This window comes from Microbacterium sp. PAMC21962 (genome assembly GCF_019443465.1).
GTDB lineage: Bacteria > Actinomycetota > Actinomycetes > Actinomycetales > Microbacteriaceae > Microbacterium > Microbacterium hominis.
In genome coordinates, this window is the sequence record NZ_CP080381.1 from 3,332,443 (window position 1) to 3,348,127 (window position 15,685).

The 15,685-nt window shown below is 71.8% G+C and carries 13 protein-coding genes; 10 read left to right on the top strand and 3 right to left on the bottom strand.

The genetic code is table 11. From position 1 onward, the window contains the following. From mtrB to hpf, 4 genes are all read left to right on the top strand, one after another. On the top strand, positions 1-1,671 hold the full coding sequence (gene mtrB / locus KY498_RS15595; protein WP_101306700.1) for an MtrAB system histidine kinase MtrB: 1,671 nt from the start codon (positions 1-3) through the stop codon (positions 1,669-1,671). Further along, positions 1,668-3,359 (top strand): LpqB family beta-propeller domain-containing protein, encoded by a 1,692-nt coding sequence (locus KY498_RS15600; protein ID WP_191008924.1) that lies wholly within the window; start codon positions 1,668-1,670, stop codon positions 3,357-3,359. Before mtrB ends, KY498_RS15600 begins: the two co-directional genes overlap by 4 nt. Positions 3,360-3,459: 100 nt before the next feature. Then, entirely contained in the window at positions 3,460-4,131 is a 672-nt protein-coding gene (locus KY498_RS15605) for a ComF family protein (protein WP_223848966.1), read from the top strand. A 141-nt stretch (positions 4,132-4,272) separates the two neighbouring features. Further along, complete coding sequence (gene hpf, locus KY498_RS15610) at positions 4,273-4,935, top strand: ribosome hibernation-promoting factor, HPF/YfiA family (RefSeq protein WP_060960917.1); 663 nt, start codon at positions 4,273-4,275, stop codon at positions 4,933-4,935. Positions 4,936-5,058: 123 nt separating this feature from the next. Here the strand turns inward: hpf and KY498_RS15615 are convergent, their stop codons facing one another. Continuing rightward, positions 5,059-6,390 carry a hypothetical protein gene (locus KY498_RS15615; RefSeq protein ID WP_060960916.1) on the bottom strand — a complete coding sequence of 444 codons (1,332 nt, stop codon included), beginning with the start codon at positions 6,388-6,390 and terminating at the stop codon, positions 5,059-5,061. A 143-nt stretch (positions 6,391-6,533) separates the two neighbouring features. Between KY498_RS15615 and secA the strand changes: the two genes are divergently transcribed. Together secA and KY498_RS15625 are read left to right on the top strand one after the other, a co-directional pair. Then, positions 6,534-9,329, top strand: coding sequence for a preprotein translocase subunit SecA (gene secA, locus KY498_RS15620; RefSeq protein ID WP_191008922.1), 2,796 nt, complete (start codon positions 6,534-6,536; stop codon positions 9,327-9,329). A 72-nt stretch (positions 9,330-9,401) separates the two neighbouring features. Beyond that, positions 9,402-10,625, top strand: coding sequence for a pyridoxal phosphate-dependent aminotransferase (locus KY498_RS15625; protein WP_060960914.1), 1,224 nt, complete (start codon positions 9,402-9,404; stop codon positions 10,623-10,625). A 40-nt stretch (positions 10,626-10,665) separates the two neighbouring features. On the opposite strand, the gene KY498_RS15630 is transcribed toward KY498_RS15625, so the two are convergent. Next, on the bottom strand, positions 10,666-11,106 hold the full coding sequence (locus KY498_RS15630; protein WP_060960913.1) for an Rv3235 family protein: 441 nt from the start codon (positions 11,104-11,106) through the stop codon (positions 10,666-10,668). A gap of 152 nt (positions 11,107-11,258) precedes the next feature. Between KY498_RS15630 and KY498_RS15635 the strand changes: the two genes are divergently transcribed. Next, positions 11,259-11,861 carry a hypothetical protein gene (locus KY498_RS15635; RefSeq protein WP_191008921.1) on the top strand — a complete coding sequence of 201 codons (603 nt, stop codon included), beginning with the start codon at positions 11,259-11,261 and terminating at the stop codon, positions 11,859-11,861. 16 nt (positions 11,862-11,877) lie between these two features. Here the strand turns inward: KY498_RS15635 and KY498_RS15640 are convergent, their stop codons facing one another. Further along, positions 11,878-12,159: a helix-turn-helix domain-containing protein gene (locus KY498_RS15640; RefSeq protein ID WP_060960911.1), complete on the bottom strand. Its 282-nt coding sequence runs from the start codon at positions 12,157-12,159 to the stop codon at positions 11,878-11,880. Positions 12,160-12,257: 98 nt separating this feature from the next. On the opposite strand from KY498_RS15640, the gene KY498_RS15645 reads away from it, so the two are divergent. Genes KY498_RS15645 through KY498_RS15655 form a run of 3 tightly spaced genes read left to right on the top strand, consistent with a single transcriptional unit; the run spans position 12,258 to position 15,671 of the window. Further along, positions 12,258-12,887, top strand: coding sequence for a hypothetical protein (locus KY498_RS15645; protein ID WP_060960910.1), 630 nt, complete (start codon positions 12,258-12,260; stop codon positions 12,885-12,887). Continuing rightward, complete coding sequence (locus KY498_RS15650) at positions 12,884-14,125, top strand: P-loop NTPase (protein ID WP_061782071.1); 1,242 nt, start codon at positions 12,884-12,886, stop codon at positions 14,123-14,125. The genes KY498_RS15645 and KY498_RS15650 overlap by 4 nt, the downstream gene beginning before the upstream one ends. Positions 14,126-14,177: 52 nt before the next feature. After that, entirely contained in the window at positions 14,178-15,671 is a 1,494-nt protein-coding gene (locus KY498_RS15655; protein ID WP_060960909.1) for a sensor histidine kinase, read from the top strand. Positions 15,672-15,685 lie beyond the last annotated feature (14 nt).

The following is a 15,685-nucleotide window of genomic DNA, read 5'->3' on the forward strand; positions in this document are numbered from 1 at the left end:
ATGACGCCGCAGACGGCGACCGTGCCGACGATGACCGGGTGGCGCGACTGGCGCACCTGGCCGCGTCGCGTGGCCTACGCCTGGACGCGTTCGCTGCGGTTCCGGACGCTCGTCATCACGATCGGCGCCACGGCGTTCGCGATCCTGATCGCGTTCGTCGCGATGGCCCTCGCGATCCAGAACGACCTCTTCGAGTCGCGCGTCCAGCAGGTGCAGGAGTCGGTGCAGCGGGCGACGCAGTCCACGCAGCAGACCCTCAACGCCGCGCAGATCGACGGGGACGGCGCCGCGCTCCAGTCCCTGTGGAACAACGTGACCGACTCGATCGCGCGACAGGCCGGCACCGACATGATCGCCGCCTTCCGCATCTCGGACGCCCCGTCGACGATCGCGCCCCAGGACTTCCAGAAGGGCGGCCTCAACGTCGGTCTCATCACGCCGGGGCTGCGCAGCGCCGTGCAGGGGGATGCCGAGAAGCGCTGGTGGCAGTCGGTCGGGCTCGCCGAGTCCGACGGCAGCACGGTGCCCGGCGTCGTGATCGGCCAGCAGCTCGTGTTCCCCGAGGTCGGAGCCTACGAGTTCTACTTCGCGTACGACTTCGCCCCCGAGCAGCAGACCCTGCAGTTCGTGCAGGTGACGCTCTGGCTGGTCGGCGCGGGACTGGTCGTCCTCATCGCCGCCATCTCGTGGTTCGTCCTGCGCTCCGTGACGGTGCCGATCGCCGAGGCGGCGGAGACGAGCGCCACGCTCGCCGCCGGCGACCTGGCCGTGCGGCTGCCGGTTCGCGGCGAGGACGAGTTCGCGACGCTGGGCCGGTCCTTCAATGCGATGGCCGACAGCATCGAGGCGCAGATCAAGGAGCTGGCGGAACTGTCGCTCGTCCAGCAGCGCTTCGTCTCCGACGTCTCCCACGAGCTGCGCACCCCGCTGACGACCATCCGTCTGGCCAGCGACATGCTCAACGACCAGCGGGAGAGCTTCGATCCGACGACCGCCCGCGCCGCCGAGCTGTTGCACGCGCAGGTGCAGCGCTTCGAGACGCTGCTGACCGACCTCCTGGAGATCAGCCGATACGACGCCGGCTCCGTGCAGCTCGAGTACGAGCCCACGAGCCTGGCCCACCTCGCGGAGGACGTCATCGCGTCGATGCAGCAGCTCGCGGAGCAGCACGGCACCGACGTGCGGCTGGTCGCCCCCGGCGGGTACTCGCCGGTCGAGATGGATCCGCGGCGGGTACGCCGCGTCGTCCGCAATCTCCTCGGCAACGCGATCGAGCACGGCGAGGGACGCCCCATCGTCGTGACGGTGGACAGCAATCAGCGGGCCGTGGCGATCGGCGTGCGCGACTACGGTCTCGGGATGAGCGCGGCCGATGCGGAGCGGGTGTTCGATCGGTTCTGGCGCGCCGACCCGTCGCGCAAGCGCACCATCGGCGGCACGGGCCTCGGCCTGTCGATCGCGCTCGGCGACGCCAAGCTGCACGGCGGCAGCCTGGCGGTCTGGTCCGAGCTCGGCCGCGGGACGAACTTCGTGCTCACGCTGCCGCGTCAGGGCCAGCCGCTCGACGGGGCCTCGCCGATTCCGGTCGATCCCGTCGAGGACGGGGTCTCGCTGGACGACCTCGGTCTCACGCAGCCGATCACCGTGTTCGACCGGGGGAGTCGCCCATGATGCGTATCCGCCTGCGCGGCGTCGTCGCCGCCCTCCTCGCCGCCCTGCTCTCGACGGCGCTCGTCGCGTGCGCCGGCCTGCCGACCTCGGGCCCGGTCAACCCGGGCGTGCGCATCGTCGACGACGACGGCTCCGCCGACTTCGCGTTCATCCCCAAGGGGCCCGTGCAGGATGCGACGCCCCAGCAGATCGTCGAGGGCTTCATCGCCGCCGGCACCGGTCCCAGCAACAACTGGGAGACGGCCCAGCAGTTCCTCGCGCCGAGCTTCAAGGGCACGTGGAAGCCGCAGGCCGGTGTCACCGTGTACGCGGCCGGGCAGCGGACGCTGCAGCAGACGGGCACCGCGGAGTTCGTGCTGACCGTCGCGCCGGTGGCGACGGTGGATGCCACGGGCGAGCTGACCCCGGCATCCGACGACGGAGACATCCCCCTGTCGTTCAAACTGGCGCAGCAGGCGGACGGCCAATGGCGCATCACGCAGGCGCCGGACGGCATCGTCCTCGACCAGACGCGGTTCGCGACGGTGTTCGACGCGTACTCGCTCATGTACTTCGACCCCACGTGGACCTACCTGGTCCCCGACGTGCGGTGGTTCCCCCGCTACTACGCCGCCACGAACATCGCGGAGGGACTGGTCGACGGCTCACCGGCGCCCTGGTTGCGCGGTGCGGTCGTGAGCGCCTTCACCGACGGCGCCCGCCTGGAGCTGACCTCGGTGCCGCGTCAGTCGAACGTCGCACAGGTGACGCTGCAGGACGGCGCGCGCAACCTCGACCAGGTGGCGCTGGACCGCATGCAGACGCAACTCGAGGCGAGTCTCGGCACGGCCGGTATCAGCGGTGTCGACATGATCCTGCCGGGAGGGCAGGCGCTGATGGCGCAGAAGGTCGACGTGCGCTCCACCGCCGTCGCCTCCAACCCGGTCGTCCGCACGGAGGCGGCCTTCGGATTCGCGTCGGGCTCGACGGTGACGCCGATCGCCGGGCTGTCCGACGCGATCCTCAACATCGCGACGACCGACATCGAGGTCAATGCGGATCGTACGACGGCCGCGGTCCGCGACGTGTCGGGCGCCGTGCTCGCGGTGCACGCCGATGCGCCCACCCAGCGGCTGGACCAGCGCGCCGGCCTCATCGCGCCCTCGATCGACCCGTCGGGGTACATCTGGACGGTGCCCACCGACGCCCCGAGCGCCGTGCGGGCCTACGCCCCCGACGGCACGATCGTCACGGTCGCCGGCGGGTGGTCGGGCGCCTCGCAGATCCTCGCGCAGCGCGTGTCCCGCGACGGCACGCGCCTGGTCGCGGCGGTCCGCGACGGCGACCGCTACGCGATCTGGGGCGCGGGGATCCAGCGCGATCGCAACGGCGTGCCGACCTCGATCGAGTCGCCCGAGAAGGTGCTCGACACCCTGCCCGGACCGGCGACGGCCCTCACCTGGCTCGACGGCAGCACGCTCGGGGTGCTCACGAGCGACGGCGAGGACCAGTACCTCGAGACGCTCACCGTGGGCGGGTTCGCCTCAGCGAGCCGCACCCCGGGCGACACCACGACCGTCGCCGGGCAGAAAGACAGCGCGCGCGTGCGGGATGCCGACGGCGAGGTCTACGCCCAGCGCGGCGCCAACTGGCAGCAGCTGGTCGGCGACGTCCGCGTGCTCGCGATCCAGCAGGGCGCGCCCCGCTGATCCCGCGCCGGCTCCTCCCCGGGGAGCGCGGGCGCGCGGCATCCCCCCGATGGTGCGCTCCGGGCCCCGCGGCGCGCACGCGACGGCGAGGCTGAGGGGCGTGAGCGCATCCCCACGAGCACCGGGCGGGCTGGGCGCGGTCCTCCGCAATGCGGGTGCCGAGGCGCTGAGCCTGCTGCTGCCGACCCGGTGCGCCGGCTGCGACGTCCCGGACGTCGGACTGTGCCCGGCCTGCCGCGACGAGCTCGCTCCGCGCGTCCGTCGCGGCCGGCTCGACGCGGGCCTGGCCGTCTTCTCGGCGCGGGAGTTCTCGGGCGTGCCCGCGCGTGTCCTGCGCGCGCTCAAGGAAGACGGCCGCACCGCACTCGCACGACCGCTGGGGGCCGCCCTCGCGGCCGCGGCAGAGGCCGCCGCCGGGGGCGCGGTCGAGGACGTCCTGGTGGTTCCCGTCCCCTCGTCCCGGGCCGCGTTCCGGCGTCGCGGCCACGAGGTGGCGGGGCTGATCGCGCGCCGCGGCGGACTCCGACCGCTGCGGGCGCTGCGGACGGTCGGCGCGGTGGCGGATCAGCGCGGTCTGGGAAGGGCAGCCCGTGCGCAGAACGTCGCGGGCACGATGTGCGCCCGCGGCGTCGAGGGGGCTCCGGTGCTGATCGTCGACGACGTCGTCACCACGGGAGCGACCCTGCGCGAGGCCGCGCGGGCCCTCACCGACGCCGGCGCGCGGGTCGTGGGAGCGGCGACGGTGGCCGCCACGGCCCGACACGCCCGGTGAGCCCGGATTCATCGCGGATGCTCACGGATCGCGACGGCGATTCGCAGGTGACACGGGCGCGGCACCCCGATAGCGTGGGAGGGACCAAGGCGAACTCAGGGTCCGCCCTTGACCGGCCGGACCCGGAACAAGGAGGTCAGGATGGAAACTAGCATCGTCGGCGTGGGCGTGAGCATCTCCGATCGTTTCCGCACCGTCACCGAAGAGAAGTCCGTTCGCATCGGAACGCTGGCGCCGCGGGCGCAGCGGCTCGACGTCAAGGTCACTCACCGCGCCTATCACAACGGCAGTCGCGAGGAGGAGACCGTCGAGCTCACCGTCACCGGCAAGGGCCCGCTGGTGCGTGCGGAGGCCACCGACGGCGACAAGTTCACGGCGCTGGACATGGCCGTCGACAAGCTCGCCGAGCAGTTGCGGCGTGCCAAGGACAAGAGGGTGGATGCCCGTAACCACCCGCGGGGAGCCAAGCTGGACAAGGGCAGCGGCGCGCTGTCCGGCATCGATCTGCAGCCGGCCTCGGTCGAGACGCTGCGTGCCGTCGCGACCGGCGAGATCCCGATCGCCGTGGGCGACGAGGGCGAGGACGACTACACCCCGGTCGTCATCCGCACGAAGAACTTCGACGCCGAGTGGATGACGGTCGAGGAGGCCGTGGACCGGATGGAGCTCGTGGGCCACGACTTCTTCCTCTTCATCGACGCGCGCACCGATCACCCGAGCGTCGTCTACCGCCGCAAGGGCTGGGACTACGGCGTCATCTCGCTGACGGCCAGTGCGCCGCCGGCGCGGGAGCTCGCGTCCTGAGCGACGCCACCGACTCCCGGAATCGGAGGGAGTGAACAGAATCGGATGCCGCGACGCGCGGCATCCGATTCTGTTTGCGCGGACCGAATCTGCGGCGGGCGCGGGCGCGCCGCGGGCGCGGGGTCAGTCGAACATGCCGTCCAGGATGCTGCCGATGACGAGACCGCCCAGGATGCCGCCGACCATGTCGCCGCCGCCTCCGCCGCGCCGTCCGCCGCCCCACCCGCCGCCGTTGCCCCAGCCGCCGTCGTTGGGACGCGACGAGTCGATGTCGCGCTGAGCGAGCTGCAGGGCCTCGGCGGCGAGCTGACCGCAGCGCCGCGCGTCGGCCAGCGCCTGCTCGCGATCGTCCTCGGCGATGGGCTGGGCAGCGAGCGCAGCGAGGTCCAGGCGGATGCGCTCGGCCTCCGCCAGGCGGGTGCGCGCATCGGCGCCGATCCATCCGCGGTGGCCGGAGATGACGCTGCGCGCCACCCCGAGCTGGCGGTCCGCGTCGTCGATCGCATGCCGCACGTGCGTCTCGGGCGGCGCCGGATTGGCCAGCCGGGCGCGGGCCTTCGCGACCGCGGCATCCAGCGCGGCGTTCGCCTCGCGCAGCCGGGTGAGCTCGCCGAAGGGATCGGGGAGGCCGCCGGCCGGGGTGAGGGCCATCAGCTCCTTCTCGAGGGTCGACATCGCCGCCGCGACGGCGGGGACGTGCGCGAGGTCGCGGGCGACGACGAGGTCGTCGCGCGAGTCCTCCACGATCGCGTCGAGCGTCGACTCCGCACGCAGGGCCTCGACCTCGAACGCGTCGACGGCGTCCAGCAGCGTGGTCCCGCGTCGCACGGCCTCCATCGCGGTCTCCAGGGCGAGGTTCGCCTGTTCGCGCTGACCCGACTCGCGCCGCGCCGTCGACACGTCGGCCCCGTGGGTGGCGAACGCGAACAGCTGCGCGGCCTCCGCGGCGTTCTTCTCGATGCGGCGCACCGCGTCGGGGGAGTAGCGAGCGCGCACGCGGTCGAGGGTCGCCTCGGCCCGGGCCAGGCGCTGCTCGCCGCGCGCGACGTCGGCGCGGATGCCGTCGATGATCTCGGGAGCCCGCCGGGCGCGCTCCACCGGCTCGGCGAGCGCCTGCAGCCGGTCGTCCAGCAGATCCTCGGCCCAGTCGCACAGCTGGATGATGCGCGCGTTGCGGGTGCGCAGCTCCTCCGCCGTGTCGGGGATGTGGTCGTGGTTGAGCTGATTGAGCTGGAAGGCCTCGCCCATGTGGCTGCGGACGGCCGCCAGGGCATCGCGCAGACCCGAGGTCGCCTCGCGGCCGAGTTCGATCTCGGCGAACACGAGTTCGTCCTCGGTCGTACGCAGCCGCTCGTCGATCGAGACGAGGGCGGCGTCGGCGCGGCGGCCGAGTTCGGCGTCCTCCGCGGCCTTCTGCTGCCGCTCCTGCTTGCGTGCGCCCCAGAATCCCGCCATGCCACGATCCTATGCGTGCCCTTTCGAGGACTCGCGCAGGTAAGCAAAGTCACAGCCAGGTAACATGGCCCCGTATGCCGTGCCCCCGTGCGCGGCTCCGGTGGCGTCGCGCGTCACCCGCACACGATAGATGGAGATGCTCCGTGGCCAACCCTCTCGAGAAACTGCTCCGCGCCGGCGAAGGACGCATCCTGCGGCGGCTTCAGCAGGTCGTGAAAGCGGTCGGGGCCCTCGAAGAGGACTACGCACAGCTCACCGACGAGGAACTGCGCGGCGAGACGGCCGAACTGCGTGCGCGGCACGAGGCGGGCGAGAGCCTCGACAAGCTCATGCCGGAGGCGTTCGCGGCCGTCCGGGAGGCGGCCAAGCGCACGCTCGGACAGCGTCCGTACGACGTGCAGATCATGGGTGGAGCGGCGCTTCATCTCGGCAACATCGCCGAGATGAAGACCGGTGAGGGCAAGACCCTGACCGCGACCTTCGCCGTGTACCTCAACGCGATCGCCGGCAAGGGCGTGCACGTCATCACCGTGAACGACTTCCTCGCGTCGTACCAGTCCGAGCTGATGGGGCGCGTCTACCGTGCCCTCGGCATGACGACCGGCACGATCATCGCGGGCCAGACGCCCGAGGTACGCCGCGAGCAGTACAACGCCGACATCACGTACGGCACGAACAACGAGTTCGGCTTCGACTACCTGCGCGACAACATGGCGTGGCAGAAGCAGGATCTCGTCCAGCGCGGCCACTTCTTCGCGATCGTCGACGAGGTCGACTCGATCCTCATCGACGAGGCGCGCACGCCGCTCATCATCTCGGGACCGTCGTCGGGAGAGGCGAACCGCTGGTTCGTCGAGTTCGCGAAGATCGCGAAGACGCTCGAGGCCGGCGTCGACTACGAGGTCGACGAGAAGAAGCGCACGATCGGCGTGCTCGAGCCCGGCATCGAGAAGGTCGAGGACTACCTCGGCATCGACAACCTGTACGAGTCGGCCAACACCCCGCTCATCTCGTTCCTGAACAACTCGATCAAGGCGCTCGCGCTGTTCAAGCGCGACACCGACTACGTCGTCATGAACGACGAGGTGATGATCGTCGACGAGCACACGGGTCGCATCCTCGTCGGACGCCGCTACAACGAGGGCATCCACCAAGCCATCGAGGCCAAGGAGAGCGTCCCGGTCAAGGCCGAGAACCAGACGCTCGCGACCGTCACGCTGCAGAACTACTTCCGCCTCTACGAGAAGCTGGCCGGCATGACCGGTACCGCCGAGACCGAGGCGGCCGAGTTCATGTCGACCTACAAGCTCGGCGTCGTGCCCATCCCGACCAACAAGCCGATGATCCGCAAGGACCAGCCCGACCTCGTCTACAAGAACGAGCAGGCGAAGTTCGCCCAGGTCGTGGAGGACATCGCGCGTCGCCACGAGACCGGGCAGCCGGTGCTCGTCGGCACGGTCAGCGTCGAGAAGAGCGAGTACCTCTCGCGACTGCTGGCCAAGAAGGGCATCAAGCACGAGGTCCTCAACGCGAAGAACCACGCGCGCGAGGCCGAGATCGTCGCCCGCGCCGGGCGTCTGGGGGCCGTGACCGTGGCCACCAACATGGCCGGCCGCGGCACCGACATCATGCTCGGCGGCAACGCCGAGTTCCTCGCCGTCCAGGAGGTCAAGGCGAAGGGGCTGGACCCCGTCGAGACCCCCGACGAGTACGACGCCGCGTGGAGCGAGACCTACACCGCGATGCGCGACGTCGTGGCCGAGGAGGCGGCGAAGGTCGTCGAGGCCGGCGGGCTCTACGTGCTCGGCACCGAGCGGCACGAGTCGCGCCGCATCGACAACCAGCTGCGCGGTCGTTCCGGTCGACAGGGCGACCCCGGCGAGAGCCGCTTCTACCTGTCGCTGACCGACGACCTCATGCGCCTGTTCCAGTCGGGAGCCGCCGAGGCGATCCTCGCCCGGACGAACTTCCCCGACGACGTGGCGATCGAGTCGACCATGGTCTCTCGCGCGATCAAGAGCGCGCAGTCGCAGGTCGAGGCGCGCAACGCGGAGGTCCGCAAGAACGTGCTGAAGTACGACGACGTCCTCAACCGCCAGCGCGAGGCCATCTACGCCGACCGCCGGCAGATGCTCGAGGGCGACGACCTCTCCGACCGCGTGCACCACTTCATCGAGGACGCGATCGGCGCGATCATCGACGACCACACCGGCAGCGGCCACAACGAGAGCTGGGACTTCGACGCCCTCTGGACCGAGCTGAAGACGCTCTACCCCGTCTCCGTCACGATCGACGAGGTCGTCGCCGAGAGCGGCAGCAAGGGCCGGGTGACGCCGGAGGTGCTCAAGCGCGAGATCCTCTCCGATGCCAAGATCGCCTACGCCGCGCGCGAGGACAAGCTGGGCGAGGCCGCGATGCGCGAGCTCGAGCGCCGTGTCGTGCTGCAGGTGCTGGACCGTCGTTGGCGCGACCACCTGTACGAGATGGACTACCTCAAGGACGGCATCGGCCTGCGGGCGATGGCCCAGCGCGACCCCCTGATCGAGTATCAGCGCGAGGGCTACCAGATGTTCCAGTCGATGATGGGCCAGATCAAGGAGGAGTCGGTCGGCTTCCTCTACAACCTCGAGGTCGAGGTGCGCGCGTCGGGCGACGGCGAGGTCGAGGCGAAGGGACTGCAGGCGGCGCCCGCCGTCGAGGCCCAGAAGCTCCAGTACACCGCGGCGAACGACGCGGGCGAGGTCGAGGTGCGCAACGAGCGCGGGCAGGTGCAGCAGGCGGCGACCAACAAGGTCCGTCAGCAGTCCGCTGCGCAGGCTCCGGCGCAGCCCGCCGCCGAGGCCCCGCGCGGGGCGTTCGGACAGCGGACGGATGCCGCGGCATCCGCTCCCGCGCCGCAGAACCGTGCCGACCGTCGCGCCGCGGGCAAGAAGAAGTAGGTCGATCGGGCGTGGAACGGTCGGGCCACCGGCCGTCGATTGGCCCTGCCCGGGCGGCGATATCCTGATCCGATGAGTCCCCGCATCCTCGACCAGTCATCCAAGCTCAAGGACGTCCTCTACGAGATCCGTGGAGCCGCCCTGGTGGAGGCCGACCGGCTCGAGGCCGACGGGCACCGCATCCTGAAGCTCAACACCGGCAACCCCGCGGTCTTCGGGTTCGAGGCGCCGTACCAGATCGTGCGCGACATGATCGAGGCGATCCCGCACGCGCACGGCTACAGCGACAGCCGCGGCATCATGTCGGCGCGCCGCGCCGTCGTCTCCCGGTACGAGCAGGTGCCCGGCTTCCCGAAGTTCGACCCGGACGACGTCTACCTCGGAAACGGCGTGTCCGAGCTGATCACCATGACCATGCAGGCGCTGCTCGACAGCGGCGACGAGGTCCTGATCCCCGCGCCGGACTATCCGCTGTGGACGGCGATGACGAGCCTCGCCGGCGGGACTCCGGTGCACTATCTCTGCGATAACGAGAACGGCTGGCAGCCCGACCTCGACGACATCCGGGCCAAGGTGACCCCGGCGACGAAGGCGATCGTCGTGATCAACCCCAACAACCCCACCGGCGCGGTCTACTCCCGCGAGGTGCTGGAGGGCATCGTCGAGATCGCGCGCGAGCACTCCCTCCTGCTGCTCAGCGACGAGATCTACGACCGCATCCTCTTCGACGATGCCGTTCATATCCCGCTCGCGACCCTGGCACCCGATCTGCTCTGCCTGACTTTCAACGGGCTGTCGAAGACGTATCGCGTGGCCGGCTACCGTTCGGGCTGGATGGTCATCACCGGTCCGAAGAAGCACGCCGCCGGCTTCCTCGAGGGCATCCAGCTGCTGGCCTCGACGCGACTGTGCCCCAACGTCCCGGCCCAGCACGCCGTGCAGGCGGCGCTGTCCGGGGTGCAGTCGATCGACGCGTTGATCGCCCCCACCGGTCGCCTGCACGAGCAGCGGGATGCCGCCTTCGACGCCCTGACCGCCATTCCCGGTGTGCAGTGCCACAAGCCGCGCGGCGCCCTGTACGCGTTCCCGCGGCTGGATCCCGAGGTGTACGAGATCCACGACGACGCCAAGTTCGTCTACGACTTCCTCGTGGCCGAGCACGTGCTGCTGGTGCAGGGGACGGGCTTCAACTGGCCCACGCCCGACCACTTCCGCATCGTGACGCTGCCCGAGGCGCGTGTGCTGACCGAGGCCATCGAGCGGCTCGGCAACTTCCTGTCCTCCTACCGCCAGTAACGGTAGGGCAGGGATGCCCCGGCCGGCGCCGTCGCCGCGATCAGAGCAGTCCCAGCGAGGTCGCGCGCCAGCGTCCGTCCCAGCCCTCGAGCCGCATCGCGACGGCGCGCGTGCGGGCGGGTCCTGCGACCACGACGACGCCTTCGACCACGCCGTCGGCGGGGGAGGAGTACCGGGTGGACAGGATGCGGTGCACCGGCCGGGCCGGAGGCACCCCGCGGGCGCTGCGGGCGCGGGCGGACAGGTTGGAGCGGGTGAGCAGGGCACGGAAGGCGTCTTCGCCGAACCACCGGGCCAGCTGGTCCACTTCGCGGACCCCCGCGAGCACCTCGAGGACGCCGATCGTCAGGTTCTTCAGCAGCGGTTCCGGTTCGGGCAGCGCGTCGGTGCCGGTGCGCTGCGGGGCGAAGTAGTCGGCGACCTCGAGCGCCGAGCCGAGCCGTGACGCCGGCCGGGGAGCGTCGGCGGAGGTGGGGACCATGCTGTACCTCCTCTGGCGGCGTCGGCCCGGGCGGGCGTCTGACGAGTACAGCACAGCGGTCACGAGGCGTGGATGAGAATCCTCCAACGTGTGGACAGGTCGCCTGTGGACAGATCCCGCGCGTCGCGGCATCCCTCTCCTAGGGTCGCGGCGTGCGCTGGGACCGCTTCTTCGAGGATCTGGAAGACCAACTCGACTCCGAATGGGAGGCCGAGCGTGCGGCCCTGGACACCGAGGCGGAGCGACTGCGCCTGTCGCGGGTGCCGTTGCGCGACCGCCTCGTCGCCCTCGCCGACGCCGACGCTGCGCGGTGCGCCGCCCACCTCGTCGAGGGGACCGTGCTCGTCGGGGCCGTCGGACGGGTGGGCGCCGACTGGGCGGCGTTGCGCACGGATGCCGGTGAGGGCCCGACCGTGTGGATCGTCCCGCTGCCCGCGGTGGCGATGATCGTCCTCGACGCGGAGGAGGTGCTGTCCACCGTGCGCGACGCGGGTCCGGGCGGCGCGCTCGGTCAGCGGATGCCGCTCGGCTTCCTGCTGCGCGATCTCGTGCGTCGCCGGGTGCCGGTCACGGTGCGGCTCGTGTCGGGTCAGGCGCTGTCGGGAACGGTGGATCGAGCCGGGGCCGACCACCTCGACCTCGCCGTGCACGACCTCGGCGCGCCGCGGCGGGCCGACCAGGTGCGCGGCTTCCGGCTCGTGCCGTTCGCGGCGGTCGCCGCGGTGCGGCTGGATGCCGTCGCCGACCTGATCTGAGCGCGGACGGCCGCGGTCAGTCGGGGTTTCGGACCGTGCCCCGTCCCCACAGCTCGGGGAAGCTCGCGGCGTTCGACTCCCGCCACAGCGCCATCCGGCGGGCGTCCTCGGCCTGGTCGTCGAGATACTCCGCCACGCTGTCGGCGTCGACGCGCCAGCGCGGGGGCGCGCCCGCCCTGACCCCGCGCAGCCGCCCGTCGATGACGAGCGCGATGACCTCGTCGACGGCGAGCTGCAGCATCTCCGCCACCTGTGCGGGGGCGAGCAGGCGTGCGCCGTCGAGGGGCGATTCGGGCATGAGGACATTATGCGTTCCGTTCGTGGGCGACTCACCGGCCCACGCCGGGCTGTGGATAACCCGCGCGGGGTCGCGGAGCGTTCGGACACCATGTCCGGATGAGCGAGTTCGTCACCGCCCGACCCCGTCCGCGGGCGTTCTGGGCCGACCTGAGATTCCTGCTCGGCATCGCACTGATCGTCGTCTCCGTCGCGGGCGTGTGGTTCGTCGTGGCGGCGGCGCGTCAGACGGTGCCGGTCTTCGCCGCGGCGAGCACGCTCGTGCCCGGCCAGGACGTCGACGCCGGCGATCTGCGGGTCGTGGAGGTCGCCCTCGGCGCGGTGCAGGACTCGTACGCGTCGCCGGCGACGCTGCAGCCCGGCGCGGTCGTCACGCGGACGGTGGCGGCGGGCGAGCTCGTCCCGCGCGACGCCGTGGGGGAGCCCTCGCGCGCCCGGACGACGACGATCGTGGTCCGCACCGCGAGCGAGGTGCCCGCGGCGGTGGTGACCGGCTCGGCCGTGGAGGTGTGGGCCGCGTCTCCGCTCGAGCGCGGGACGTTCGACACGCCCCGCATCCTCGTCGGTGCGGCGACGGTGGCCTCGGTCGATCGCGAGAGATCGATGATGGGCTCCGCCGGCGCCGCGGTGGAGATCGTGATCGAGCGTGCCGACGTCGCCGCCGCGCTCGCGGCGATCGCCGACGGGTCGAGTCTCGCCATCGTCCCGATCGGCGGGCCGCGCTCATGACGCTCCACGTCGTGCTGGCATCCGGCCGTGCCGACGCGGCGGCGCTCGCCGACCGGCTCCGGGAGGCGGATGCCGAGGTGCGCCGGGTGGAGCCCGCCGAGGTGCGGGGCGCCCTCGCCGGGGCGGACGTGCTGGCGGTGGATGCCGGGCGCCGCACGCTCACCCCCGGCGTGGTGGCCGCGTGCGACCGATTCGGCGTGCGCATCGTCGCGCTCTGCGACGGCGTCGCCGACAGGCGCCTCGCCGAGATGTTCGGCGTCACCGCGGTCGACGCGGCAGATGCCGTGCACGAGATCCTGGCCCCGCGCGCCCGCACCGTGCCCGTGCCGCCGCGGGGGCGTGTCATCGCCGTCTGGGGGCCGCACGGCGCGCCGGGGCGCACGACGATGGCGATCGAGGTCGCGGGGGAGCTCGCCCGCGATGGGCGTCGCGTCGGCCTCGTCGACGCGGACACCCACGCGCCGTCGCTGGCGATGCTCGCGGGCCTGCCCGACGAGGGGCCGGGGTTCGCCGCCGCGTGCCGCGCGGCCGAGCGCGGGGCGCTCACCGTCGCCGAACTCGAACGCATCTCCCTGCCGCTCGGAGACGTCTGCGTGCTCACCGGCATCAACCGGCCCGGACGCTGGCCCGAGCTGACCGCCACAAGGGTCGACGAGGCGCTCCGCCGCGGCCGGGCGTGGGTGGACGATCTCGTCGTCGACCTCGCGGCGCCGCTCGAGCGCGACGAGGAGATCGTCAGCGACCTGGACGGACCCCGGCGAAACGCGGCGACGCTCGCCGCGCTGGCCGCGGCCGACGTCGTGATCGCCGTGGTGGCGGCCGATCCGGTCGGGGTGGCGCGGTTCGTGCGGGCCTACCCGGACCTGCGCGCGACGGCCGGCGCCGCGCCGATCCATGTCGTCGTGAACAAGACGCGCTCCTCGACCCTCGGCATCGACGCCCGGACGCAGATGCGCCGGACGCTGGCGCGGTACACCGGCGTCGCGGAGTGCTGGTTCATCCCCTGGGATCCGAAGGCAGCGGATGCCGCGGTGCTGCAGGCGCAACCGGTCGGTCGCGTCGCTCCGCGCTCCGCGCTCTGCTCCGCCGTACGGCGATTCGTCGGGGAGGCGATCGAACCCCCTCCCTCCGCCCGCCCCGCCGCCGCGCGAACCCGCGCGAACGCGCGCGCGGACGTCGCCGTCGACGACAGCGGCGGTCGCACGCGGACGCGACGGGCCGTCCGCGGCGCGGCCTGAGGCACGGCCGGCGCCGCGTGGCCGGCACGTCGTTGTCGCTTAGGCTGGGTGCGTGTCGACGCTCAGCGATCTCGTCTATGCCCAGGGCCGCTCGACGGGCGCGGACATCGAGTGGCTGCACCGGCTCGCCGGTGACGGCCAGCTGCTCGCGGACCTCGCTTTCGCCGACATCGTGATCTGGGTGCCGACGGCCGACGACTCCTTCATCGCCGTCGCACACACCCGTCCGAGCGGAGCGGCGACGCTGTTCTACCGCGACATCGTCGGCGACCTGGTCCGGCCGCAGTGGCGCACCCAGGTGCGCGACGCCTTCACCCGCGTCGAGATCGTCGACTCGGCATCCCCGGACTGGTTCGAGGAGACGCCCACGCGCGTGCGCGCCGTGCCCATCGTGCGCACGGTCGGGGGCGGCGGAAACCCGCCGACCGTCGTCGGCGTGCTCACCCGGCACACCAACCTGGGCGAGGCCCGCACACCGTCGCGACAGCAGATCACCTTCAACGACTGCGCGGACGATCTGTTCGGCATGATCGCCAGCGCCGACTTCCCCGACCTCGCCGCGCCGACCTCTCCCCGCCGGGGCGCTCCCCGCGCCTCCGACGGTCTGATCCGCATGGACGTCGACGGCGTGACCACCTTCGCGAGCCCGAACGCGCTCTCGGCGTTCAACCGGCTGGGATTCGACGACGAGCTCGAGGGTGAGTCGCTGCTCGAGGTGGCGACCGGCATCCTGCCGAAGGGGCGCGACTTCGACGAGTCCCTTCCCATCGTGATGGCCGGACGCGCCCCGTGGCGCGCCGACATCGAGGCGCGCGGGGTCACGGTCTCGCTGCGCACCATCCCGCTCAAGGATCACGGAACGCGGATCGGGGCCATCGTGCTCTGCCGCGACGTCACCGAGATCCGCCACCAGGAGCAGGAGCTGATCACCAAGGACGCGACGATCCGGGAGATCCACCACCGGGTGAAGAACAACCTGCAGACGGTCGCGTCACTGCTGCGCATCCAGTCGCGTCGCACGCATTCCGACGAGGCGCGCGACGCACTCACCCACGCCATGCGGCGCGTGTCGGCGATCGCGGTCGTGCACGACACGCTCTCGGAGGGGCTCGCCCAGAACGTCGACTTCGACGACGTGTTCGACCGCGTCCTCAAGCTCGTGGCCGAGGTGGCCGCGTCGCCGAACACCCGCGCGCGCACACGCAAGACCGGCACCTTCGGCACGCTGCCGAGCGAGTACGCGACCCCCCTCGCCCTCGCGCTCACCGAGCTCGTGACCAACGCCGTGGAGCACGGCCTGGTCGATCAGGAGGGCGAGGTCGAGATCATCGCCGAACGCACCGAGGAGCAGCTCGGCGTGAAGGTGCGCGACACGGGGGTCGGGCTTCCCGAGGGTCAGGTCGGGCGCGGGCTCGGGACGCAGATCGTGCGCACGCTGATCCAGGGTGAGCTCAGCGGAACCATCGACTGGCACACCCTCGTCGGGTCCGGCACCGAGGTGACCATCGAGATCCCGATGCGCTACCTCGGGCGCGCGCAGAGCTGAGACGCGAAGGCGCG